The 22,070-nt window shown below is 69.8% G+C and carries 15 protein-coding genes and 1 pseudogene; 10 read left to right on the top strand and 6 right to left on the bottom strand.

Annotation, left to right across the window (positions count from 1 at the left end; translation table 11 throughout):
- Positions 1–2: 2 nt before the first annotated feature.
- From glpK to ACEXOX_RS11715, 3 genes are all read right to left on the bottom strand, one after another.
- Positions 3–1,544 carry a glycerol kinase GlpK gene (gene glpK / locus ACEXOX_RS11725; RefSeq protein ID WP_406520386.1) on the bottom strand — a complete coding sequence of 514 codons (1,542 nt, stop codon included), beginning with the start codon at positions 1,542–1,544 and terminating at the stop codon, positions 3–5.
- A 40-nt stretch (positions 1,545–1,584) separates the two neighbouring features.
- Complete coding sequence (locus ACEXOX_RS11720) at positions 1,585–2,373, bottom strand: MIP/aquaporin family protein (RefSeq protein ID WP_406520384.1); 789 nt, start codon at positions 2,371–2,373, stop codon at positions 1,585–1,587.
- A gap of 225 nt (positions 2,374–2,598) precedes the next feature.
- Positions 2,599–3,372, bottom strand: a complete 774-nt coding sequence (locus tag ACEXOX_RS11715; protein ID WP_030021479.1) for an IclR family transcriptional regulator — start codon at positions 3,370–3,372, stop codon at positions 2,599–2,601.
- Between the two features lie 310 nt (positions 3,373–3,682).
- Here ACEXOX_RS11715 and metH point away from each other — a divergent pair, with 310 nt between their 5' ends.
- From metH to ACEXOX_RS11695, 4 genes are all read left to right on the top strand, one after another.
- Positions 3,683–7,192 carry a methionine synthase gene (gene metH / locus ACEXOX_RS11710; RefSeq protein WP_406520382.1) on the top strand — a complete coding sequence of 1,170 codons (3,510 nt, stop codon included), beginning with the start codon at positions 3,683–3,685 and terminating at the stop codon, positions 7,190–7,192.
- A 158-nt stretch (positions 7,193–7,350) separates the two neighbouring features.
- Complete coding sequence (locus tag ACEXOX_RS11705; protein WP_406520380.1) at positions 7,351–8,052, top strand: HAD family hydrolase; 702 nt, start codon at positions 7,351–7,353, stop codon at positions 8,050–8,052.
- 374 nt (positions 8,053–8,426) lie between these two features.
- Complete coding sequence (locus ACEXOX_RS11700; protein ID WP_406520379.1) at positions 8,427–10,037, top strand: ABC transporter substrate-binding protein; 1,611 nt, start codon at positions 8,427–8,429, stop codon at positions 10,035–10,037.
- 164 nt (positions 10,038–10,201) lie between these two features.
- Entirely contained in the window at positions 10,202–11,791 is a 1,590-nt protein-coding gene (locus tag ACEXOX_RS11695; RefSeq protein ID WP_406520378.1) for an ABC transporter substrate-binding protein, read from the top strand.
- Positions 11,792–11,902: 111 nt separating this feature from the next.
- On the opposite strand, the gene ACEXOX_RS11690 is transcribed toward ACEXOX_RS11695, so the two are convergent.
- Both ACEXOX_RS11690 and ACEXOX_RS11685 read right to left on the bottom strand, forming a co-directional pair.
- Positions 11,903–12,574, bottom strand: a complete 672-nt coding sequence (locus ACEXOX_RS11690; protein WP_003981597.1) for a response regulator transcription factor — start codon at positions 12,572–12,574, stop codon at positions 11,903–11,905.
- Between the two features lie 75 nt (positions 12,575–12,649).
- Positions 12,650–13,411: pseudogene (locus ACEXOX_RS11685) on the bottom strand (RecB family exonuclease); the annotation flags it as partial.
- A 642-nt stretch (positions 13,412–14,053) separates the two neighbouring features.
- Between ACEXOX_RS11685 and ACEXOX_RS11680 the strand changes: the two are divergent.
- The 3 genes from ACEXOX_RS11680 (at position 14,054) to ACEXOX_RS11670 (ending at position 17,486) form a co-directional block, all read left to right on the top strand.
- Positions 14,054–15,364, top strand: coding sequence for a site-2 protease family protein (locus tag ACEXOX_RS11680; protein WP_406520376.1), 1,311 nt, complete (start codon positions 14,054–14,056; stop codon positions 15,362–15,364).
- 393 nt (positions 15,365–15,757) lie between these two features.
- The gene (locus ACEXOX_RS11675) at positions 15,758–16,666 is read left to right on the top strand and encodes a tRNA (adenine-N1)-methyltransferase (protein WP_003981600.1); all 909 of its coding nucleotides are present in this window, start codon (positions 15,758–15,760) and stop codon (positions 16,664–16,666) included.
- Between the two features lie 226 nt (positions 16,667–16,892).
- Positions 16,893–17,486 carry a hypothetical protein gene (locus ACEXOX_RS11670; protein WP_406520374.1) on the top strand — a complete coding sequence of 198 codons (594 nt, stop codon included), beginning with the start codon at positions 16,893–16,895 and terminating at the stop codon, positions 17,484–17,486.
- A 15-nt stretch (positions 17,487–17,501) separates the two neighbouring features.
- Here the strand turns inward: ACEXOX_RS11670 and ACEXOX_RS11665 are convergent, their stop codons facing one another.
- A complete protein-coding gene (locus tag ACEXOX_RS11665; RefSeq protein WP_030017428.1) occupies positions 17,502–17,789 on the bottom strand; it encodes a ferredoxin in 288 nt (95 codons plus the stop codon).
- A gap of 241 nt (positions 17,790–18,030) precedes the next feature.
- On the opposite strand from ACEXOX_RS11665, the gene arc reads away from it, so the two are divergent.
- The 3 genes from arc to ACEXOX_RS11650 all read left to right on the top strand — a co-directional run bounded on the left by arc (position 18,031) and on the right by ACEXOX_RS11650 (position 21,982).
- A complete protein-coding gene (gene arc / locus ACEXOX_RS11660) occupies positions 18,031–19,797 on the top strand; it encodes a proteasome ATPase (protein ID WP_406520372.1) in 1,767 nt (588 codons plus the stop codon).
- A gap of 276 nt (positions 19,798–20,073) precedes the next feature.
- A complete protein-coding gene (dop, locus tag ACEXOX_RS11655) occupies positions 20,074–21,585 on the top strand; it encodes a depupylase/deamidase Dop (protein ID WP_406520371.1) in 1,512 nt (503 codons plus the stop codon).
- A gap of 178 nt (positions 21,586–21,763) precedes the next feature.
- Positions 21,764–21,982 (top strand): ubiquitin-like protein Pup, encoded by a 219-nt coding sequence (locus tag ACEXOX_RS11650; protein ID WP_030017432.1) that lies wholly within the window; start codon positions 21,764–21,766, stop codon positions 21,980–21,982.
- Positions 21,983–22,070: the final 88 nt, after the last annotated feature.

The following is a 22,070-nucleotide window of genomic DNA, read 5'->3' as shown; positions in this document are numbered from 1 at the left end:
GATTACTCCTCGTCCTCGATCCAGCCCATGGTCCGCTCGACGGCCTTGAGCCAGCTCTTGTACTCGCGGTCGCGGGTCTCCGCGTCCATGCGGGGGGTCCACTCGGCGGCCCGGCGCCAGTTGGCGCGCAGCGCGTCGGTGTCCGGCCAGAAGCCGACGGCCAGTCCGGCGGCGTAGGCGGCGCCGAGGCAGGTCGTCTCGGCCACCATCGGGCGCACCACGGGGGCGTCCAGGAAGTCCGAGATGGTCTGCATCAGCAGGTTGTTGGAGGTCATTCCGCCGTCGACCTTCAGCGAGGTCAGGTCGACGCCGGAGTCCTTGGTCATGGCGTCGGTGATCTCGCGGGTCTGCCAGGCGGTGGCCTCGAGGACGGCGCGGGCGATGTGCGCCTTGGTGACGTAGCGGGTCAGGCCCGCGATCACGCCGCGCGCGTCCGAGCGCCAGTAGGGGGCGAACAGGCCGGAGAAGGCCGGCACGAAGTACGCGCCGCCGTTGTCCTCGACGGTGCTGGCCAGCGTCTCGATCTCGGCGGCCGAGTTGATCAGGCCCATCTGGTCGCGCATCCACTGCACCAGCGAACCGGTGACGGCGATCGAGCCCTCCAGGGCGTACACCGGCGGCTCGTCGCCGATGCGGTAGCCGACCGTGGTCAGCAGCCCGTTGTAGGAGTTGACGGGCTCGTCACCGGTGTTCATCAGCATGAAGGTGCCGGTGCCGTACGTGGACTTGGCCTCGCCCTTGTCGTAGCAGGTCTGGCCGAACAGCGCGGCCTGCTGGTCGCCCAGTGCCGAGGCGACCGGCACGCCGGCCAGCGCGCCCGCGGCGGCGGTGCCGTACACCTCGGCCGACGAGCGGATCTCCGGCAGCACCGCGGCCGGGATGTCGATGGAGTGCAGGATCTTCTGGTCCCACTCCAGCTTGCGCAGGTTCATCAGCAGGGTGCGCGAGGCGTTGGTGACGTCGGTGACGTGCACGCCGCCCTCGGCGCCGCCGGTCAGGTTCCAGATGACCCAGGAGTCCATGGTGCCGAAGAGGATGTCGCCGGCCTCGGCGCGCTCGCGCAGGCCCTCGACGTTGTCCAGCAGCCAGCGGATCTTCGGGGCGGCGAAGTACGAGGCCAGCGGCAGGCCGGTCTCGCGGCGGAAGCGGTCCTTGCCGACGTTGCGGCCCAGCTCGCGGCAGAGCCCGTCGGTGCGGGTGTCCTGCCAGACGATGGCGTTGTGGACCGGCTCGCCGGTGTTCTTGTCCCACATCAGCGTGGTCTCGCGCTGATTGGTGATGCCGATCGCCTTGACGTCCTTGGCGGTGATGCCGGCCTTCTCGACGGCACCGGCCACGACCTGCTGGACGTTGGCCCAGATCTCCTTGGCGTCGTGCTCGACCCACCCCGGCTTGGGGAAAATCTGTTCGTGCTCCTTCTGGTCGACCGAGACGATCCGGCCGTCCTTGTCGAACACGATGCAGCGGCTGGACGTGGTGCCCTGGTCGATGGCCGCGATGAACGGTCCGTGGCCGTGCGAGGCGGTGCTGTGGTTGTCGCTCATGGTGTGTGTGCTCCAAAAATCTTCGGTCGGGCGGCGCGGCTCAGGCGAACGCGAGGTTGTAGATACCACCGGCGATCGCGCCGCCGATCAGCGGACCGGCGACCGGGACCCACGCGTAGCCCCAGTCCGACCCGCCCTTGTTCGGCAGCGGAAGCAGCGAGTGGACGATACGCGGACCGAGGTCGCGAACCGGGTTGATCGCGTAGCCGGTCGGGCCGCCGAGCGACAGACCGATGCCGACGACCACGAACGCGGTCAGCAGTGCTCCGATGACGCCGACGCCCTTGCCGTCGTCACTGAGGCCCTGCGTGAGGATCGCCAGCACGAGCACGATGGTGGCGATGACCTCCGTGGTCACGTTCTGCACCGCGTTGCGGATCTCGGGTCCGGTGGAGAAGACCCCGAGAACCGGGCCGGCCTTGGGAGCCGCCGCCTTGTCGACCATGCCTTCCTGGCCGCTCTGCCCGCCCACGATCTCCGGGTCGGTCAGATGGGCCTTGAAGTGGCCGTAGTACGCGAGCCACACGAGCACCGCGCCGATCATGGCGCCGAGCAGCTGCCCGGCGAAGTAGACCGGTACGTCGCCCCACGGCGTGCCGCCCTTGACGGCCAGTCCCACGGTGACCGCCGGGTTGAGGTGCGCGCCGGACTTCGACGCGATGTACGCGCCGGTGAGTACGGCGAAACCCCACCCGAAGGCGATGGCCACCCATCCCGCTTCGAATGCCTTCGAGCGCTTCAGCGTGACGGCGGCGCAGACGCCACCGCCCAGCAGGATCAGAACAGCGGTACCGATGGTCTCGCTGATGAAGATGTCGGAGCTGGACACCCGCGACTCCTTTGTCCTTCGTCCAGGGGAAGGCGGACCCCGGGTCTCTCCGAGGTCCGCGCCCTCCGAGAGGGCGTTGGTCGGCCTCCGGCACTGTCCACCATAACCAATATTGTCGTTTGGTGTTCGACAATGCCGACCGACGAACGGCAGTTTTCTTCACACGTAGGACCCCGTCAAGGGTTCTGTGACTGAAAACTTAGGTGAACATATGGGATGGAAGGGTCAGAATCGCCCTGCGCCGAGGTCCCGGGACACCGCACGCGCGCAGTCCCGCACGGCAGCGACGATTTCCGGCCGCAGCTCACCCGGCTCGCCGTCCCGGCAGACCCGCTCCACCGCACCGGTCACCCCGACCGCCCCGACCGGCATCCGGCGCCGGTCGTGGATGGGCGCGGCCACCGACGCCACGCCCTCCCAGGTCTCCTCCACGTCGGCCGCCCAGCCGCGCGCCCGGGTGAGATCCAGCACACCCTCCAGATCCTCCAGCGCGGTCACCGTGCGCGGCGTGAACGCCTGCCGCTCGGCCTCCGCCGCCTCGCTGTGCGCCACCGGGTCGTACGCCGTCAGCACCTTGCCCAGCGCCGTGCTGTGCAGCGGGTGCATCGCGCCGACCTCCAGCACCTGGCGGCTGTCGTCGGGCCGGAAGACGTGGTGCACGATCAGCACGCCCTGCTGGTGCAGCACCCCCAGGTAGACGCTCTCGCCGCTGGAGCGCGCCAGGTCGTCCGTCCACACGAGCGCGCGGGCGCGCAGCTCGTGCACGTCCAGGTAGCTGTTGCCGAGGCGCAGCAGCTCGGCGCCCAGCTGGTAGCGGCCGGACGCCGGGTCCTGCTCGACGAAGCCCTCCTGCTGGAGGGTGCGCAGGATGCCGTGCGCGGTGCCCTTGGCCAGGCCCAGCGCGGACGAGATGTCGGAGAGGCCCAGCCGCCGCTCACCGCCGGCCAGCAGCCGCAGCATCGCGGCGGCACGTTCCAGTGACTGGATGTTCCGTGCCATCGGGCAACCTCCGGTGAAGCGGTGAAGCGGGTGACATGGTGCGGTGTACGGCAGCGCGATCGGCCCAGGAGGGCGGTTCGGCAATGCTGAACGATATCGGTGAATGCCGACCCTGTGGCAGTCGACCGACACCTGTCAATGATCTTGACCAAGTCCGGAGCCGGCCCGGAACCGGGCATGACACGGCCGGTGAACCGTCCACGCCGTGGGACACCCGGGCCACCGGCAGCCACGCCCGCTACCCTGACCGGGTGCGCCTTCTACCGGAAGACGCAAAGCCGACAGCCGTCGCAACCAGGGGAGCACCTCCATGGCCTCGTACACGCCATCGTCCACCCGCACATCCCGCACCACGGCACTCCGCGAGGCCCTCGCCTCCCGCGTGGTGGTGGCCGACGGGGCGATGGGCACGATGCTCCAGGCACAGGACCCCTCGATGGAGGACTTCCAGCAGCTGGAGGGCTGCAACGAGATCCTGAACATCACCCGTCCGGACATCGTCCGTTCGGTCCACGAGGAGTACTTCGCGGTCGGTGTCGACTGCGTCGAGACCAACACCTTCGGCGCCAACCACGCCGCGCTCGCCGAGTACGACATCCCCGAGCGGGTCTTCGAACTGTCCGAATCGGGCGCCCGCATCGCCCGCGAGGCCGCCGACGCGTACACCGCCTCGACCGGGCAGCAGCGCTGGGTCCTCGGCTCGATGGGCCCCGGCACCAAGCTGCCCACCCTCGGCCACGTCGACTACGCCACCCTGCGCGACGCCTACCAGCAGAACGCCGAAGGCATGATCGCCGGCGGCGCCGACGCGCTGCTCGTCGAGACCACCCAGGACCTGCTCCAGACCAAGGCCGCCGTCCTCGGCGCCCGCCGCGCCCTGGAAGCCACCGGCACCGACCTGCCGGTGATCTGCTCGGTGACCGTCGAGACCACCGGCACCATGCTGCTCGGCTCGGAGATCGGCGCCGCGCTGACCGCGCTGGAGCCGCTCGGCATCGACATGATCGGCCTGAACTGCGCCACCGGCCCCGCCGAGATGAGCGAGCACCTGCGCTACCTCGCCCGCAACGCCCGCGTGCCGCTGTCCTGCATGCCCAACGCCGGTCTGCCCGTCCTCGGCAAGGACGGCGCCCACTACCCGCTGTCCCCGGGCGAGCTGGCCGACGCCCAGGAGACCTTCGTCGCCGAGTACGGGCTCTCGCTCGTCGGCGGCTGCTGCGGTACGACGCCGGAGCACCTGCGCCAGGTCGTCGAGCGGGTACGGGGCCTGGCCCCCACCGAGCGCAGCCCGCGCCCCGAGCCCGGCGCCGCCTCCCTCTACCAGACCGTCCCGTTCCGCCAGGACACCTCGTACCTGGCCATCGGCGAGCGCACCAACGCCAACGGCTCCAAGAAGTTCCGCGAGGCCATGCTGGAAGGCCGCTGGGACGACTGCGTGGAGATGGCCCGCGACCAGATCCGCGAGGGCGCCCACCTGCTCGACCTGTGCGTGGACTACGTCGGCCGGGACGGCGTCGCCGACATGCGGGAGCTGGCCGGCCGCTTCGCCACCGCCTCCACCCTGCCCCTGGTGCTGGACTCCACCGAGGTCCCGGTGCTCCAGGCGGGGCTGGAGAAGCTCGGCGGCCGCGCGGTCATCAACTCCGTCAACTACGAGGACGGCGACGGCCCCGAGTCGCGGTTCGCCAGGGTCGCCGCGCTGGCCCGGGAGCACGGCGCCGCCCTGATGGCGCTGACCATCGACGAGGAGGGCCAGGCCCGTACCGTCGAGCACAAGGTCGCCATCGCCGAGCGCATCATCGAGGACCTGACGACCAACTGGGGCATCCGCGAGTCGGACATCCTCATCGACTGCCTGACGTTCACGATCTGCACCGGTCAGGAGGAGTCCCGCAAGGACGGCGTCAACACCATCGAGGCCATCCGCGAGCTGAAGCGGCGGCGCCCCGACGTGCAGACCACGCTCGGCCTGTCCAACATCTCCTTCGGCCTCAACCCGGCCGCCCGCATCGTGCTCAACTCCGTCTTCCTGGACGAGTGCGTCAAGGCCGGACTGGACTCGGCGATCGTGCACGCCTCCAAGATCCTGCCGATCGCCCGCCTGGAGGAGGAGCAGGTCAAGGTCGCCCTCGACCTGATCTACGACCGGCGGGAAGAGGGCTACGACCCGCTCCAGCGGCTCCTGGAGCTGTTCGAGGGCGCCACCGCCAAGTCGCTGAAGGCCGGCAAGGCCGAGGAACTGCTCGCGCTGCCCCTGGAGGAACGGCTGCGGCGTCGCATCATCGACGGCGAGAAGAACGGCCTGGACGCCGACCTGGAGGCGGCGCTCGCCGAACGCCCGGCCCTGGACATCGTCAACGACACCCTGCTCGAAGGCATGAAGGTGGTCGGTGAGCTGTTCGGCTCCGGCCAGATGCAGCTGCCGTTCGTGCTCCAGTCCGCCGAGGTCATGAAGACCGCGGTGGCCTACCTGGAGCCGCACATGGAGAAGACCGACGCCGACGGCAAGGGCACCATCGTCCTGGCGACCGTCCGCGGCGACGTGCACGACATCGGCAAGAACCTCGTCGACATCATCCTGTCCAACAACGGCTACAACGTCGTCAACCTCGGCATCAAGCAACCGGTTTCGGCCATCCTGGAAGCCGCCGAGGAACACCGCGCCGACGTCATCGGCATGTCCGGCCTGCTGGTCAAATCCACGGTGATCATGAAGGAGAACCTGGAGGAGCTCAACCAGCGCAAGATGGCGGCCGACTTCCCCGTCATCCTCGGCGGCGCCGCCCTGACCCGCGCCTACGTCGAACAGGACCTGCACGAGATCTACGAGGGCGAGGTCCGCTACGCCCGCGACGCCTTCGAGGGCCTGCGCCTGATGGACGCGCTGATCGCCGTCAAGCGCGGCGTGCCCGGCGCCACCCTGCCCGAGCTCAAGCAGCGCCGCGTCCCCAAGCGCGACGTCGAGATCAAGGAGCCGGAGCAGGAGGAGGGCACCGTCCGCTCCGACGTGTCCACCGACAACCCCGTCCCCGCCCCGCCCTTCTGGGGCACTCGCGTCGTCAAGGGCATCCAGCTCGCCGACTACGCGTCCTGGCTGGACGAGGGCGCCCTGTTCAAGGGCCAGTGGGGCCTCAAGCAGGCCCGTACGGGGGACGGACCCTCGTACGAGGAACTGGTCGAGTCCGAGGGACGGCCCCGGCTGCGCGGCTGGCTGGACAAACTCCAGACCGAGAACCTCCTGGAGGCCGCCGTCGTCCACGGGTACTTCCCCTGCTACTCCAAGGGCGACGACCTGATCCTGCTCAACGAGGACGGCACCGAGCGCACCCGCTTCACCTTCCCGCGCCAGCGCCGCGGCCGCCGGCTGTGCCTGGCCGACTTCTTCCGCCCGGAGGAGTCCGGCGAGCGGGACGTGGTCGGCCTCCAGGTCGTCACCGTCGGCTCGAGGATCGGCGAGGCCACCGCCGAACTGTTCGCCTCCGACTCCTACCGCGACTACCTGGAGCTGCACGGCCTGTCCGTGCAGCTCGCCGAAGCCCTCGCCGAGTACTGGCACGCCCGCGTCCGCGCCGAGCTGGGCTTCTCGGGCGAGGACCCCGCGGACGTCGAGGACATGTTCGCGCTGAAGTACCGCGGCGCCCGCTTCTCGCTCGGCTACGGGGCCTGCCCCGACCTGGAGGACCGCGCCAAGATCGCCGACCTGCTGCGGCCGGAGCGGATCGGCGTGCAGCTCTCCGAGGAGTTCCAGCTGCACCCGGAGCAGTCCACCGACGCGATCGTCATCCACCACCCGGAGGCGAAGTACTTCAACGCGCGGTAGTACCGGGACCGGCGGGGCCACGGAAGTTCCCGCGGGCCACGCGCGTCCCCCGCACCGTCGTACACTGGTCGGTCCGGTAGCGGCCGGTCGCTCTCCTTCGCGGGAGAGCGGCCGGCCCTTTCGTCCCTCCGGGGACGCGCGAGTACGGAGGTGCACGGATGACCAGCAGCATCCCCGCGGTAGGTACCCGTACGGCCGACGGCGCCACCCTCCAGGCCGTCTTCCTCGACCTGGACGGCACCCTCGTCGACACCGAGGGCTTCTGGTGGGAGGCGGAGGCCCAGGTCTTCGCCGAGCTGGGCCACGTACTGGACGACCACCACCGCCAGGTCGTCGTCGGCGGGCCGATGCAGCGCAGCGCCGCCTACCTGATCGAGGTGACCGGCGCCGACATCGGCCTCGACGACCTGAGCGTGCTGCTCAACGCCCGGTTCTCCGAGCGCATCGCCCGCGGCGTGCCGCTGATGCCCGGCGCCCGCCGGCTGCTCGCGGAACTGTCCGCGCACGGCGTGCCCACCGCCCTGGTCTCCGCCTCGCACCGCACCGTCATCGACCGGATGCTGCACTCCCTGGGCCCCGAGCACTTCCGCCTGACGCTGGCCGGCGACGACCTGCCCCGTACGAAACCCCACCCGGACCCCTACCTGACCGCGGCCGCCCGGCTCGGCGTGGACCCCCGGCGCTGCGCCGTGGTGGAGGACACCGTCACCGGTGTGACGGCGGGGGAGGCGGCCGGCTGCCAGGTCGTCGCGGTGCCGTCGGTGACCCCGATCGGTCCCGGCGCGGGCCGCACCGTGGTCGGATCGCTGGAAGAAGTCGATCTCCCATTTCTCCGGTCGCTCATCACGGACGGCCGGTGAGGTGTGCACTGAGCGTGTTCCGCTGAAAACGGAAGAAACTGTAAGGAGCGGCCCGCTCATTTTCCGTGACGAATGCGGCGGCTGAATTCAGCCGGACGATCACCTCAATGGCGGAGTGACGTTTCTCACGCGCAGACCCGTCGACAGTGTGGCGCGCGGTCGTTCCAAGGGGGCTTTCGCCTGGTTTCCCTGGGGGTAAGTGTCCGGATTGATGGGGGCACGTACGGTTCGTTCCACCGTCCGGATATCGATCACCGGGCATCCGTTATCCGGGCGTGATATCCGTTCAGCTCTGTTGTGTCCCGGAGGCCCTGGCCGTTCCTACTAATGTCAACGCGAGCAACACCTCTGCGCTGATAAGGAACCTGCCGACGATGAATCGCAAGACCTTGGTGCTGCCGGCTCTGGCCGGTCTGCTCGTCCCCACACTCGCCGCCTGCGGCAGTTCGGACGGCTCCGGCGAAGGCGGCAAGCCGATCAAGGTCGGCACCACCGCCCAACTGGAGGCCACCAAGGACGCGCCCGCCCCGCTCGACCCCGCCCAGGCGTACGACGTCGACGCGTGGAACGTGCTGCGCGGAACCCTGCAGACGCTCATGCGCCTGCCCCGGAGCGGCACCGCGCCGGTTCCCGAGGCCGCCGAGTCCTGCGGTTTCCGGGACACCCAGAACGAGCAGTTCCGCTGCAAACTCCGCGACGGACTGAAGTTCTCCAACGGGCACGCCCTGACGTCCAAGGACGTGAAGTTCTCCATCGACCGGATGCTGGCCATCAAGTACGACCGCGGCCCCATCTCCCTGGTGGACAACGTCGACAAGGTCGAGACGCCCAGCGAGACCGAGGTGGTCTTCCACCTCAAGAAGCCGGACGCCACCTTCCCGCAGAAGCTCGCCACCCCGGCGGCGGCCATCGTCGACAGCGAGGTGTATCCGGCCAAGGGCCTCTACAAGGGCTTCGAAGTGTCCGGCTCCGGCCCGTACACCGTCAAGGTCGAGCACAGCGGAGAGCGCATCAGCAAGGCCGTCTTCACCAAGAACCCCGACTACCAGGGCGGGATCGAGGCGAAGAACTCCCACGTCGAGATGAAGTTCTTCGAGGACTCCGACGGCATGGAGAAGGCCCTGCGCAAGGGCGACATCGACCTGATGAACCGCAGCCTGGCCCCCGACCAGATCAAGGGCCTGGAGAACGCCCGCGACGAACACGTCGCCCTGACGGCCGTACCCGGCTCCGAGATCCGCTACCTGGCCTTCAACACCGACGACCCGTCGGTCTCCGACAAGGCCGTCCGCCAGGCCATGGCCCAGCTGGTCAACCGCTCCGCGCTGGTCCGCGACGTGTACTCCTACGCCGGCGACCCGCTGTACTCCCTGGTGCCCAAGGGCCTCACCGGCCACATCAACTCGTTCTTCACCAAGTACGGCAACCCGAGCGTCCCCGCCGCCCGCAAGATCCTCCAGCAGGCGCACATCAACACCCCGGTGAAGCTCACCCTCACCTACACCGCGAACCACTACGGCTCCAGCACCGCCAAGGAGTTCAAGGAACTCCAGTCCCAGCTCAACAAGAGCGGCCTGTTCGACGTGGAGATCAAGGGCGTCGACAACTGGACGCAGTTCCGCAAGGAGCAGTCCGAAGGCAAGTACGCCGTCTACGGCATGGGCTGGTTCGCCGACCTCCCCGACGCGGACAACTACATCGCGCCGTTCATCGGCAAGGGGAACTTCCTCAACTCCCCGTACCGCAACAACAAGATCGAGTCCCAGCTGATCCCCACCACCCGGCAGCAGACCGACCGCAACTCCGCCGCCGAGGGCTTCAAGCAGGCCCAGGACATCATCGCGGACGACGTACCGGTCCTCCCGCTGTGGCAGGGCAAACAGTACGTCGCCTCCCGCGACGACATCACCGGCGCCGAGTGGGCCCTGAACTCCTCCTCGGCCCTCCAGATCTGGGAACTGGGCCGCGGCGTGAGCAGCAACTGACGACGACTTCCGGCCGGCGCCACCGCGCGCCGGCCGGCTGCCGCATCCCCGAGACGGCGCGCACCACCACAACCGATGACGGCACCCTGCCGGCACACCGACACCGGCACCCGCCGGCGCGGACACACCGCTGAACCGCCAGGACGACTGTGAGGAACACGCACGTGAGGAAACGCGACCAGTGGCTCGCCGCACCGCTGGGGGCAGGGCTCGTCGCCGCTCTGCTCAGCGGCTGCGGAACCGGCGAGGGCCCGGACGGCGGGAGCGGGGAGCCCGTGGTGATGGGCATGACCGACAAGGTCGTGTCCACCGACCCCGCCGCCGGCTACGACCCGGTCTCCTGGCTGCTGTTCAACAACGTCTTCCAGTCGTTGCTGAGCTTCCCCAAGGGCAGCACCACCCCCGAACCCGAGGCCGCCGACTCCTGCGGCTTCGTCGAGGGCGGCAGCACCGTCTACAAGTGCACCCTCAAGGACGGCCTGAAGTTTAGCAACGGCGACAGCCTCACCTCCGAGGACGTCAAGTTCTCCTTCGACCGGATCAAGCAGATCAACGACAAGCGCGGCCCCGCCGTGATGTTCGCCGGTCTGGAGAAGGTCGAGGCCCCCGACGCCCAGACCGTCGTCTTCCGCCTCAAGACCCCCGACGCGACCTTCCCCATGAAGATCGCCTCCGGTGCCGGCTCCATCGTCGACCACCGTGAGTACGCGCCCGACAAGCTGCGCACCGACGACAAGGCCGTCGGCTCCGGCGTCTACACCCTCAACGAGTACGACGCCTCCTCCCAGGCCGTCTTCGGCGTCAACGGCTCCTACAAGGGCCCCGCCAAGGTCAAGAACTCCGGCATGACCATGAAGTTCTTCACCAGCCAGGACACGCTGAAGAAGGCGGTCCAGGACGGCTCCATCGACATCGCCTACCGCGGTCTGGCCATGAAGGACATCGCCTCGCTGGACCAGGCGTCCGACAGCCAGACGCACGGCGTCCAGGTGGTCGAAGGCAAGAGCGCCGAGGTCATGCACCTGGTGTTCAACATGCGCGACCCGGTGGCCGGCAAGCTCGGTGTCCGCAAGGCCATCGCCTACCTGCTGGACCGCTCCACGCTCGTCCGCGACGTCTACAAGCGCACCGCCGAACCGCTGTACTCGATCGTGCCCGCCGGCATCACCGGCCACAACACGGCGTTCTTCTCCACCTACGGCGACCGGCCGCAGACCGACAAGGCCCTCGCCGCCCTGCGCGACGCCGGCTACAACAACAAGAAGGTGCCGCTCACCCTCTGGGCCACCCCCGTCCGCTACGGCCCCGGCACCGTCCCGGCCTTCCAGGAGATCGCCCAGCAGCTCAACGCCAGCGGCCTCTTCGACGCCAAGGTCAAGAGCGTGCCCATCGAGGAGTTCGAGCAGGGCGTGGAAGCCGGGAAGTACGGCGCCTACGTCAAGGGCTGGGTCCCCGACTACCCGGACCCCGACAACTTCACCCAGCCGTTCTTCGGCAAGGACAACGTCCTGCGCAACAACTACGACGCCAAGCGGATCACCTCGAAGCTGCTGCCCGGCACCGCCGGCCAGCCCGACCGGCAGGCGACCAAGACCGCCTTCCGCGAGGTGCAGGATATCGTCGCCGAGGACCTGCCGGTCATACCGGTGTGGCAGGGCAAGCAGTACGCCGTCGCCCGCCAGAACGTCGACGGCCTCCAGTGGACGCTGGACGCCACCACCGTCTTCCGCTTCTGGGAGCTGAAGAAGGGCTGACGTGCCCGCTCACCACGGCAACGGCCCGGCCCGCCACCGTTCCTTCCGGGAGCGGGGCGGGCCGGGCCGTTCTCGTGGCCACCTCGGGCGGGCGGCGCCGGCGGGCCGGGACTACTGGGCCCCGGGGCGCACCAGCCCGCTCTCGTACGCGTACACCGCGGCCTGCACCCGGTCCCGCAGCCCCAGCTTCGTCAGCACGTGCCCGACGTGCGTCTTGACCGTCGTCTCGCTCACGAACAGATCCGCGGCGATCTCCGCGTTCGACAGACCGCGCGCCACCAGCTTCAGCACCTCCACCTCCCGCTCGGTGAGGGTGTGCAGCGTGTCCGGCACCGGCTCCTCACCGGACGGCAGGTGACCCGCGTACTTGTCCAGCAGACGGCGCGTGATGCTCGGCGCGAGCATCGCCTCGCCCGCCGCCACCACCCGGATCGCCTGCACCAGCTCCTGGGCCGGCGCGTCCTTCAGCAGGAAGCCGCTGGCCCCTGCGCGCAGCGCCTCGACCACGTACTCGTCCAGGTCGAAGGTGGTCAGTACCAGCACCTTCGCCGGACCGTCCTTCGCCGGCCCGGTGATCTGCCGGGTCGCCTCGACCCCGTCCATCCGCGGCATCCGGATGTCCATCAGCACCACGTCGGGCTGCAACGCCCGCACCTGCTCCAGCGCCTGCAGACCGTCCCCGGCCTCGCCGACGACCGCGAGATCCTGCTCGGCCTCCAGGATCATCCGGAAACCGGTACGCAGCAGCGGCTGGTCGTCGACCAGCAGGACGCGGATTGCCACAGGAACTCCTTCGTTAGACCAGGTCCATTCTGCCCTGCCCCGCCCCGGACGCCGCCAGGGGAGCGCCCGGCCGGGCCCCGCGACCGGCAGCGGATACGGCGGGGGAGTACCGCCGAACTCCGGGCACACCGCCTGGTGGTCGCACCACCCGCACAGCTTCGTACGGCGCGGCCGCCAGTCACCGGTCTCCGTCGCCCGCTGGATGGCGTCCCACAGCGCCAGCAGCTTGCGCTCCACACCCCGCAGGTCGGCCTCGGTCGGGTCGTACGTCAGCACGTCACCACTGCCCAGGTACACCAGCTGCAACCGCCGCGGCACCCGGCCGCGCAGCCGCCACATCACCAGCGCGTAGAACTTCATCTGGAACAGCGGACCGTCGGCGTACTCCGGGCGGGGCGCCTTGCCGGTCTTGTAGTCGACGAGCCGCACCTCGCCCGTCGGCGCCACGTCCACGCGGTCGATGAAGCCGCGCAGCCGCAGCCCCGAGTCCAGCACCGTCTCCACGTACAGCTCGCGGTCGGCGGGCTCCAGACGCGTCGGGTCCTCCAGCGTGAACCACCGCTCCACCAGCGCCTCGGCGTCCGCCAGCCACGCCGCCAGCCGCTCACCCGACGGGTCGTCCTCGAACAGCCCGGCCAGCTCGGGACGCTTCGCCAGCAGCTTCTCCCACTCACCCGGCACCATCGAGCGCGCACCGCCCGCCGTGCGCTGCGCCGCCGGAGCGTCGAAGAGGCGCTCCAGCACCGCGTGCACCACCGTGCCGCGCGTCGCCGCGGGGCTCGGCTTCTCCGGCAGCTTGTCGATCACACGGAAGCGGTACAGCAGCGGGCACTGCATGAAGTCGCCCGCCCGTGACGGTGAGAGGGCGACGGGACGGGCGGCGGGCGGGGGAGCGGGGGTGCCGGTGGCTGTGTTCGTACCGGCTGTGTCGGTGGCGGCCGTTTCCGTGCCGGTGGCGGCCGTGCCGGTGGCGGTCGTGTCCGTACCGGTGTCCGTCGTGGCTCCGGCGGCGATGGCCGGACCGGCGTCCGGCGCGGGAACGGTGACTGCGGCGGATGTCACAGCGAGGCCGGGCGCGCCGACCGCCTTCGGGTCGTCAGGCTCGCCGACCGCCGCGGGCTCACCGGGCGCTCCGCTCTCCCCGGCGGCTCCGGATGCCGGGGCTGCCCCGGACGCCCCGTCCTGTCGGCCCACCGGGCCCACCAGGCCCTGCCCGCCCTGCCCGCCCTGTTCGCCCTGACCGCCGTCCGCGGCGTCCGGCCCGGCCTCTTCGGTGCTCGTTCCCATGACACCCGACCCTACGGCCCGCCACTGACAGCTACCGCAACCCAGGGATCACAATGGGAGACCGAGGCGGGGTGCCGCGAAGCGCTCCGCATACCATCGACGCCAGACCCCTTCGCCCCGCATGATCGACATGCCGTACCGGACAGCACCCGGACGGACAGGAGCGAAGGCCGCAATCGACGAGGGGACGCCGTGGACGAGAGTGGGAAGCCGCAGGACCCTGAGGAGTCCGCGCACCACGGACCGCCCGACCCGCCCGGACCGTCCGACCCGGCCCGCGCCACCGGCCGTACGAGGCCGTCCGGGAACCGCCCCTCCCCGCAGCGCCCGGCCAAGGGCGGCCAGGGCAGGCGCACCGGCGGCGGGATCCTCATGGGCCGCCCCTTCGGGGTACCGGTCTACGTGGCCCCCAGCTGGTTCGTCGTCGCCGCCCTGATCACCTGGGTCTTCGGCGGCCAGCTCGAACGGATCCTGCCGGAGCTCGGCTCCGCCCGCTACCTCGTCTCGCTCTTCTTCGCCGTCGCCTTCTACGCCTCGGTGCTCGTCCACGAGCTGGCGCACACCGTCGCCGCGCTGCGCTTCAAGCTTCCCGTGCGCCGTATCCAGCTCCAGTTCTTCGGCGGCGTCTCCGAGATCGAGAAGGAGTCCGAGACACCCGGCCGCGAGTTCATCCTGGCCTTCGTGGGCCCGCTGCTCTCGCTGGTCCTCGCGGGCGTCTTCTACGGCGGGATGAAGGTGGTCGAGCCCGGCACCGTACCCGGTGTGCTGCTCGCCGGACTGATGATCTCCAACCTCATCGTCGCCGTCTTCAACCTGCTGCCCGGCCTGCCGCTCGACGGCGGCCGGATGCTCCGCGCCGTCGTGTGGAAGCTCACCGGCAAGCCGATGACCGGTACCGTCGCCGCCGCCTGGGTCGGCCGCGCGCTCGCCGTCTCCGTCCTGATCGGCCTGCCGCTGCTCACCCACACCGGCGCCCTGGGCAACGCCCCCACCGACTTCGGCGGCGCCGACTCGATCACCGACGCGCTGCTCGCCGCGATCCTCGCCGCGATCATCTGGACCGGCGCGGGCAACAGCCTGCGCATGGCCCGCCTGCGCGAACGCCTCCCGGCCCTCCAGGCCCGCACGCTCACCCGGCGCGCGGTCCCGGTGGAGGCCGACACCCCGCTGTCCGAGGCCCTGCGCCGCGCCAACGACGCGGGCGCCCGCGCCCTGGTCGTCGTGGACCGGGTGGGCCGGCCCACCGCCGTGGTCCGCGAGACCGCCATCGTCGGCGTCCCCGAACACCGCCGCCCCTGGGTCGCCGTCAGTGGCCTCGCCCAGGACCTCAAGGACGGCATGCGGGTCTCCGCCGAACTGGCCGGCGAGGACCTTCTGGACTACCTGCGCGCCACCCCCGCCACCGAGTACCTGGTGGTCGAGGAGACCGGCGAGATCTACGGCGTCCTGTCCACCGCCGACGTCGAGCGCGCCTTCATGGCCGCCATGGCCCGCCCGTCCTGACCCCGCCGGCCGCGGGCTTCGCGCCCCCCACCCCTGGGTAAGCCCTCGCTGGGGGACGATCGCGTTCGATTCACCCCGTAGGGCGACCGCCCGCGCCGCCCGGCCTGCCGCCCGCGCCGCCCGGGTTGCGGGCCTGTCTCTCGGGCTCCGGCCTGCCTCCCTTCCCCGGGTTCCGGCCTGCGTCCCTCCCGTAGGGTCCGGCCTGCCTAACGGGGCTCTGCCCTGGGCCCTGACCCGGCCCCGCTCGGCGGCATGTCGTCCGCCGCACTTGGGTAGACCCCCGGTGGGGGATGTTCGGGTTCTGCCCCGTATGGCGAGCGACTGCCCCGGGCTCCGCGCCCGACCCCCACCGCCTTGGTAAAGAGCACCCCCATCGCCCGGTACGCTGGTCACATGTCCGAACCGACCGGTGCCGCCCGCCGTCGCGGGCCCTTCAAGGTCGGGGACCAGGTCCAGCTCACCGATCCCAAGGGACGCCACTACACGTTCACGCTCGAAGAGGGCAAGAGCTTCCACACCCACAAGGGAGCCTTCCCCCACGACGAGCTGATCGGTGCTCCCGAGGGCAGTGTTGTCCGTACCACCGGGAACGTCGCCTACCTCGCGCTGCGCCCGCTGCTCCCCGACTATGTCCTGTCCATGCCCCGCGGTGCCGCCGTGGTCTACCCCAAGGACGCGGGGCAGATCCTGGCGATGGCCGACATCTTCCCCGGCGCCCGCGTCGTCGAGGCGGGGGTGGGGTCCGGCTCGCTCAGCAGCTTCCTGCTGCGCGCCATCGGCGACCAGGGCATGCTGCACAGCTACGAGCGGCGCGCCGACTTCGCCGAGATCGCCACGCAGAACGTGGAGCGCTACTTCGGCGGCCCGCACCCCGCGTGGACGCTGACCGTCGGTGACCTCCAGGACAACCTCTCCGACACCGACGTCGACCGGGTCATCCTGGACATGCTCGCCCCCTGGGAGTGCCTGGAGGCCGTCTCCAAGGCGCTCGTCCCGGGCGGCATCCTGTGCGCCTACGTGGCCACCACGACGCAGCTGGCCCGTACCGTCGAGGCCATCCGCGAGCACGGCACCTTCAACGAGCCGTCGGCCTGGGAGACCATGGTCCGCACCTGGCACGTCGAGGGCCTGGCCGTCCGTCCCGACCACCGCATGATCGGTCACACCGGCTTCCTGCTGACCGCCCGCCGCCTCGCGGACGGTGTCGAGCCGCCGCTGCGCCGCCGCCGCCCCGCCAAGGGCGCGTACGGCGAGGACTACTCCGGTCCCGGCAGCTCCAGCGGGGGCGCGGAGCGCGGCTGACCCGGCGCACGCCCCGGCGTAGCGCGGCCGACGCGCCTCGCACGCCCCCTCGAACCGTCCGGCGCCGCCGACCAGTTCCCGCCCCGCGGGAACCGTCGGCGGCGCCGACGCGTTCAGCGGGTGGAGGCCCGGCGGGAAACCCCGCCCGAGTGTTCCCCGGCGGCCCGGCCTGTGGAACGATGCTGGGCACTCCCACCGCCACAGCTCTTCACAGGAGTTACCCCGCGTGCAGTTCACGGCCGGCCAGGACCTTCCGCACACCCGCACCCGCGCCCTGCACTGGCTCGCCACCGCTGCCGCCCTGGCCGCGGTCGTCGCGGCCGCGTCCTTCGTCCAGCCTCCCGACGCCACGGCCACCACCGACGCCGCCTCCGCCGCCCGCGCGGCCGCCGCCCCGGCTCCCGACCCGCGCGCCGCGTCCTATCCGGTGGACTGCGGCCCGAACCGCCTCGACGTGGTCGACAGCGCCACCGGCGACCTCGACGGCGACGGCAGCCCCGAGACGGTCGCCGTGGTGCGCTGCCACACCGAGACCGGCACCCCTCCCAGCGGCGTGTACGTCCTCACCGGCCCCGCGGCGGGCAAGGCGGGCCGGGGTGCCCCGCGGGTCGTCGCGACCCTTCTCGCGCCCGCACAGCAGCGCAGCGTGGACGGTTTCGCCGTACGCGACGGTGCGGTCGCCGCGACACTCCTGGGCTACTCCTCGACCGGCGTGCCGCGCTGCTGCCCGGACGTCCGCGTGCGGACCAAGTGGCAATGGAAAGGCGGGAAGTTCGTCCAGAGCGAACTTCCCGCCTCGTCCGACACCGAGGGTGTGTGATCGGTCACACGGTGACTACTCCGCGTCCGGGCCGTAGACCTCCACCCGGTCCGCTACGCGGCGTACGTGGATACAGTCGCCCGGGCATTCCTTGGCGGAGTCCCGTACGTCATTGAGCAGCGGCAGGGGGACGGGGGTGGTGGCCCCCTTGTCCTGGAGCAGCTCGTCGTCGGCGCTTTTCACATAAGCCAGACCGTCGATGTCGAGTTCGAAGACCTCCGGCGCGTACTGCGCACAGATGCCGTCGCCGGTGCAGAGGTCCTGGTCGATCCAGACCTCCAGTGCTTCGTCCTGCGCCGTCATCTCGCCTGCCGTTCCTGCGTACGTGAATCAAATGGGGCCCACCCTGACGGGTGTTGACCGTCTCGACGATACAACCGGTCGCTTTCTGATGTTGTTGGGTGGGTATCCCCCTGAGGTGAGGACGTGCGCAAGGGTGAAGATCGGACACACCCCGACAGTCTTTTCGATCTAGGGGTTTCAACCTGCACCGGCCCAGGTAGGGTCAGGAAGCGTCCAGCTCCCCTTGGAGGAGGTGAGGACCGTGGCAGCCCACGACGACGACATCAACCGCGGCATCCGGCCGGGGCGGGGGTCTGACGACCCTGCCGGCCAGGTTGCCTATCTTGAGCAGGAGATCGCCGTCCTGCGACGCAAGCTCGCCGACTCTCCGCGTCACACGAGGATTCTCGAAGAGCGGATCGTCGAGCTGCAGACCAACCTGGCCGGTGTTTCGGCACAGAACGAGCGACTCGCCAACACACTGCGCGAGGCGCGCGACCAGATCGTGGCCCTCAAGGAAGAGGTCGACCGGCTCGCGCAGCCGCCGGCCGGTTTCGGCGTCTTCCTGAAGGCGAACGAGGACGGCACGTCCGACATCTTCACCGGAGGCCGAAAACTCCGGGTGAACGTCAGTCCCAGCGTCGACCTCGACGAGCTCCGGCGTGGCCAGGAGGTCATGCTCAACGAGGCGCTCAACGTGGTCGAGGCCATGGAGTACGAGAACGCCGGGGACATCGTCACCCTCAAGGAGATCCTTGAGGACGGCGAGCGCGCCCTGGTCATCGGGCACACCGACGAGGAGCGGGTGGTGCGGCTCGCCGAGCCGCTGCTGGACATCAACATCCGCGCCGGCGACGCCCTGCTCCTGGAGCCCCGCTCCGGCTATGTCTACGAGGTCATTCCCAAGAGCGAGGTCGAGGAGCTCGTCCTCGAAGAGGTCCCGGACATCGACTACACGAAGATCGGCGGTCTGGGCGGCCAGATCGAACTGATCCGCGACGCGGTCGAGCTCCCGTACCTCTACCCCGATCTGTTCAAGGAGCACGAACTGCGCCCGCCCAAGGGCGTCCTGCTCTACGGACCGCCCGGCTGCGGCAAGACGCTCATCGCCAAGGCGGTCGCCAACTCGCTCGCCAAGAAGGTCGCCGAGGTGACCGGCCAGCCCGCGGGGAAGAGCTTCTTCCTCAACATCAAGGGCCCCGAGCTGCTGAACAAGTACGTCGGTGAGACGGAGCGGCACATCCGCCTCGTCTTCCAGCGGGCCCGGGAGAAGGCGAGCGAGGGCACCCCCGTCATCGTCTTCTTCGACGAGATGGACTCCCTCTTCCGCACCCGCGGGTCCGGGGTCAGCTCGGACGTGGAGAACACCATCGTCCCGCAGCTGCTCTCCGAGATCGACGGCGTGGAGGGCCTGGAGAACGTCATCGTGATCGGCGCCTCCAACCGCGAGGACATGATCGACCCGGCGATCCTGCGCCCCGGCCGGCTGGACGTCAAGATCAAGATCGAGCGTCCGGACGCCGAGGCCGCCAAGGACATCTTCTCGAAGTACCTCACCGAGCGCCTGCCGCTGCACGCCGACGACCTCGGCGAGCACGGCGGCTCCCGCAAGGCCGCGGTCAGCGCGATGATCCAGTCGGTCGTCGAGCAGATGTACGCGGAATCCGAGGAGAACCGCTTCCTGGAGGTCACCTACGCCAACGGTGACAAGGAAGTCCTGTACTTCAAGGACTTCAACTCCGGCGCAATGATCGAAAACATCGTCGGACGCGCCAAGAAGATGGCCATCAAGGCATTCCTCGAACACAACCAGAAGGGTCTTCGCGTCGCCCACCTGCTCCAGGCGTGCGTGGACGAGTTCAAGGAGAACGAGGACCTGCCCAACACCACCAACCCGGACGACTGGGCCCGCATCTCCGGCAAGAAGGGCGAGCGGATCGTTTACATCCGCACCCTGGTCACCGGCAAGCAGGGCGCGGACACCGGCCGCTCCATCGACACGGTGGCGAATACCGGCCAATACCTGTAACACCGCCGACCGGCTGCGGATGTCCTGTACGGGGCGTCCGCAGCCGGACGCATTTCCGGGACTCCGCGGGTGATCCCCGGAAGGCCGCGACGGAGCAGGTGAAAACCGGACTGGAGCAATGACTGTAATGATCTCCCCAGCGCCGCAAAGGCGTTCTAGGCTCTTCGGTACCGCCGCGTCGCGCACTGCGGAAGCGGGGGCCGCACACGGACCGGAAGCGCAGCGGTACTTGAGCGCCGACCCCATCAGGGGGCGCCGCCGGGCAAGGAGGGCCGCATGACCGTACGGCGAGTAATGGGAATCGAGACGGAGTACGGGATCTCCGTCCCCGGCCACCCGAACGCCAATGCCATGCTCACCTCGTCCCAGGTCGTCAACGCCTACGCGGCGGCGATGCACCGGGCGCGACGCGCCCGCTGGGACTTCGAGGAGGAGAACCCGCTGCGGGACGCCCGAGGCTTCGACCTCGCCCGCGAGAACGCCGACGCCAGCCAGCTCACCGACGAGGACATCGGGCTGGCCAATGTGATCCTCACCAACGGGGCACGTCTGTACGTCGACCACGCGCATCCGGAGTACAGCTCGCCGGAGGTCACCAACCCGCGCGACGCGGTGCTGTGGGACAAGGCCGGGGAGCGCATCATGGCCGAGGCCGCCGAGCGCGCGGCCCAGGTCCCCGGCGCCCAGCCCATCCACCTCTACAAGAACAACACCGACAACAAGGGCGCCTCCTACGGCACGCACGAGAACTACCTGATGAAGCGGGAGACCCCGTTCTCGGACATCGTGCGGCATCTGACGCCCTTCTTCGTCTCCCGTCAGGTCTACGCCGGCGCCGGCCGGGTCGGCATCGGCCAGGACGGCCACGAGCACGGCTTCCAGATCAGTCAGCGGGCCGACTACTTCGAGGTCGAGGTCGGCCTGGAGACCACCCTCAAGCGGCCGATCATCAACACCCGCGACGAGCCGCACTCCGACGCCGAGAAGTACCGCAGGCTGCACGTGATCATCGGAGACGCGAACCTCTCCGAGATCTCCACGTATCTGAAGCTGGGCACCACCGCGCTGGTCCTGTCCATGATCGAAGACGGTTTCATCGCCGTCGATCTCGCCGTCGACCAGCCCGTACGCGCCCTCCACCAGGTCTCCCACGACCCGACGCTGCGCCACCTGATCACCCTGCGCAGCGGCCGGACCCTGACCGCCGTACAACTCCAGATGGAGTACTTCGAGCTGGCGCGCAAGTACGTGGAGGACCGGCTCGGCGCGGACGCCGACGAGCAGACCAAGGACGTCCTGGCCCGATGGGAGGACGTGCTGGGGCGCCTGGAGCACGACCCGATGAGCCTGTCCGGCGAGCTGGACTGGGTGGCCAAGCGGGAGTTGATGGAGGGCTACCGGCGCCGGGACGGCGTGGAGTGGGACGCGGCCCGCCTCCACCTCGTCGACCTCCAGTACGCCGACGTACGGGCCGACAAGGGCCTCTACAACCGTCTCGCGGCCCGCGGCAAGATGAAGCGCCTGCTGACCGACGAGGAGGTCACGCGGGCGGCCCAGGCGCCGCCGGACGACACCCGGGCGTACTTCCGCGGCCGGTGCCTGGAGCAGTACGCGGACGACGTGGCGGCGGCCTCCTGGGACTCGGTGATCTTCGATCTGCCGGGCCGTGACTCGCTGCAACGGGTGCCTACGCTGGAACCGCTGCGCGGTACGCGCAACCACGTGAAGGAACTCCTCGACCGGTGCCGTACGGCCGAGGACCTGGTGCGGGTCCTGTCCGGAGGGTGACCGCGGATTCGATCGGGCACGCGAACCGGGGCTGAAAGGTCTCCCGGCCGGGAATCATCGGGGTGACTCCCGGACGTTGTACGAAGACGACCGAGAACAGGGCCGATGTCAGACCTTCCTTGTAGGGTCTGATCTTGACAGTCACATCGAGCGGGGCGAACCGAGCGGGGTGAGGGACATGGCGACCAAGGACACCGGCGGCGGACAGCAGAAGGCGACGCGTTCGACCGAGGAGGCCGAGGAGCAGTCGCAGGACGCGCAGGCCGCGGACGATCTCAAGGAGCGGCAGGAGAAGCTGTCCGACGACGTCGACTCCGTGCTGGACGAGATCGACGACGTGCTCGAAGAGAACGCCGAGGATTTCGTGCGGTCGTTCGTGCAAAAGGGCGGACAGTAACGGATCGCCGGGTTCCGTCGGCAGCCGGTGCGCCGGAGGCACGGGCGCAGCGGGCCGCGGTCCGGGCGGTCCGTGCGCACCGCCCGGT

It is taken from the genome of Streptomyces sp. Ac-502, assembly GCF_045222935.1.
In the GTDB taxonomy this organism is placed as follows: domain Bacteria; phylum Actinomycetota; class Actinomycetes; order Streptomycetales; family Streptomycetaceae; genus Streptomyces; species Streptomyces monomycini.
The sequence above is the reverse complement of the archived record's forward strand: the minus strand, read 5'-3'. Positions and strand labels throughout refer to the sequence as shown.

Excerpts from the sequence above, each read along its gene's own strand:
- glpK (WP_406520386.1), bottom strand. The coding sequence starts at position 1,544 with ATGAGCGACAACCACAGCACCGCCTCGCACGGCCACGGACCGTTCATC.
- ACEXOX_RS11715 (WP_030021479.1), bottom strand. The coding sequence starts at position 3,372 with ATGGCACGGAACATCCAGTCACTGGAACGTGCCGCCGCGATGCTGCGG.
- metH (WP_406520382.1), top strand. The coding sequence starts at position 3,683 with ATGGCCTCGTACACGCCATCGTCCACCCGCACATCCCGCACCACGGCA.
- ACEXOX_RS11705 (WP_406520380.1), top strand. The coding sequence starts at position 7,351 with ATGACCAGCAGCATCCCCGCGGTAGGTACCCGTACGGCCGACGGCGCC.
- ACEXOX_RS11700 (WP_406520379.1), top strand. The coding sequence starts at position 8,427 with ATGAATCGCAAGACCTTGGTGCTGCCGGCTCTGGCCGGTCTGCTCGTC.
- ACEXOX_RS11675 (WP_003981600.1), top strand. The coding sequence starts at position 15,758 with ATGTCCGAACCGACCGGTGCCGCCCGCCGTCGCGGGCCCTTCAAGGTC.
- ACEXOX_RS11665 (WP_030017428.1), bottom strand. The coding sequence starts at position 17,789 with ATGACGGCGCAGGACGAAGCACTGGAGGTCTGGATCGACCAGGACCTC.
- dop (WP_406520371.1), top strand. The coding sequence starts at position 20,074 with ATGACCGTACGGCGAGTAATGGGAATCGAGACGGAGTACGGGATCTCC.
- ACEXOX_RS11650 (WP_030017432.1), top strand. The coding sequence starts at position 21,764 with ATGGCGACCAAGGACACCGGCGGCGGACAGCAGAAGGCGACGCGTTCG.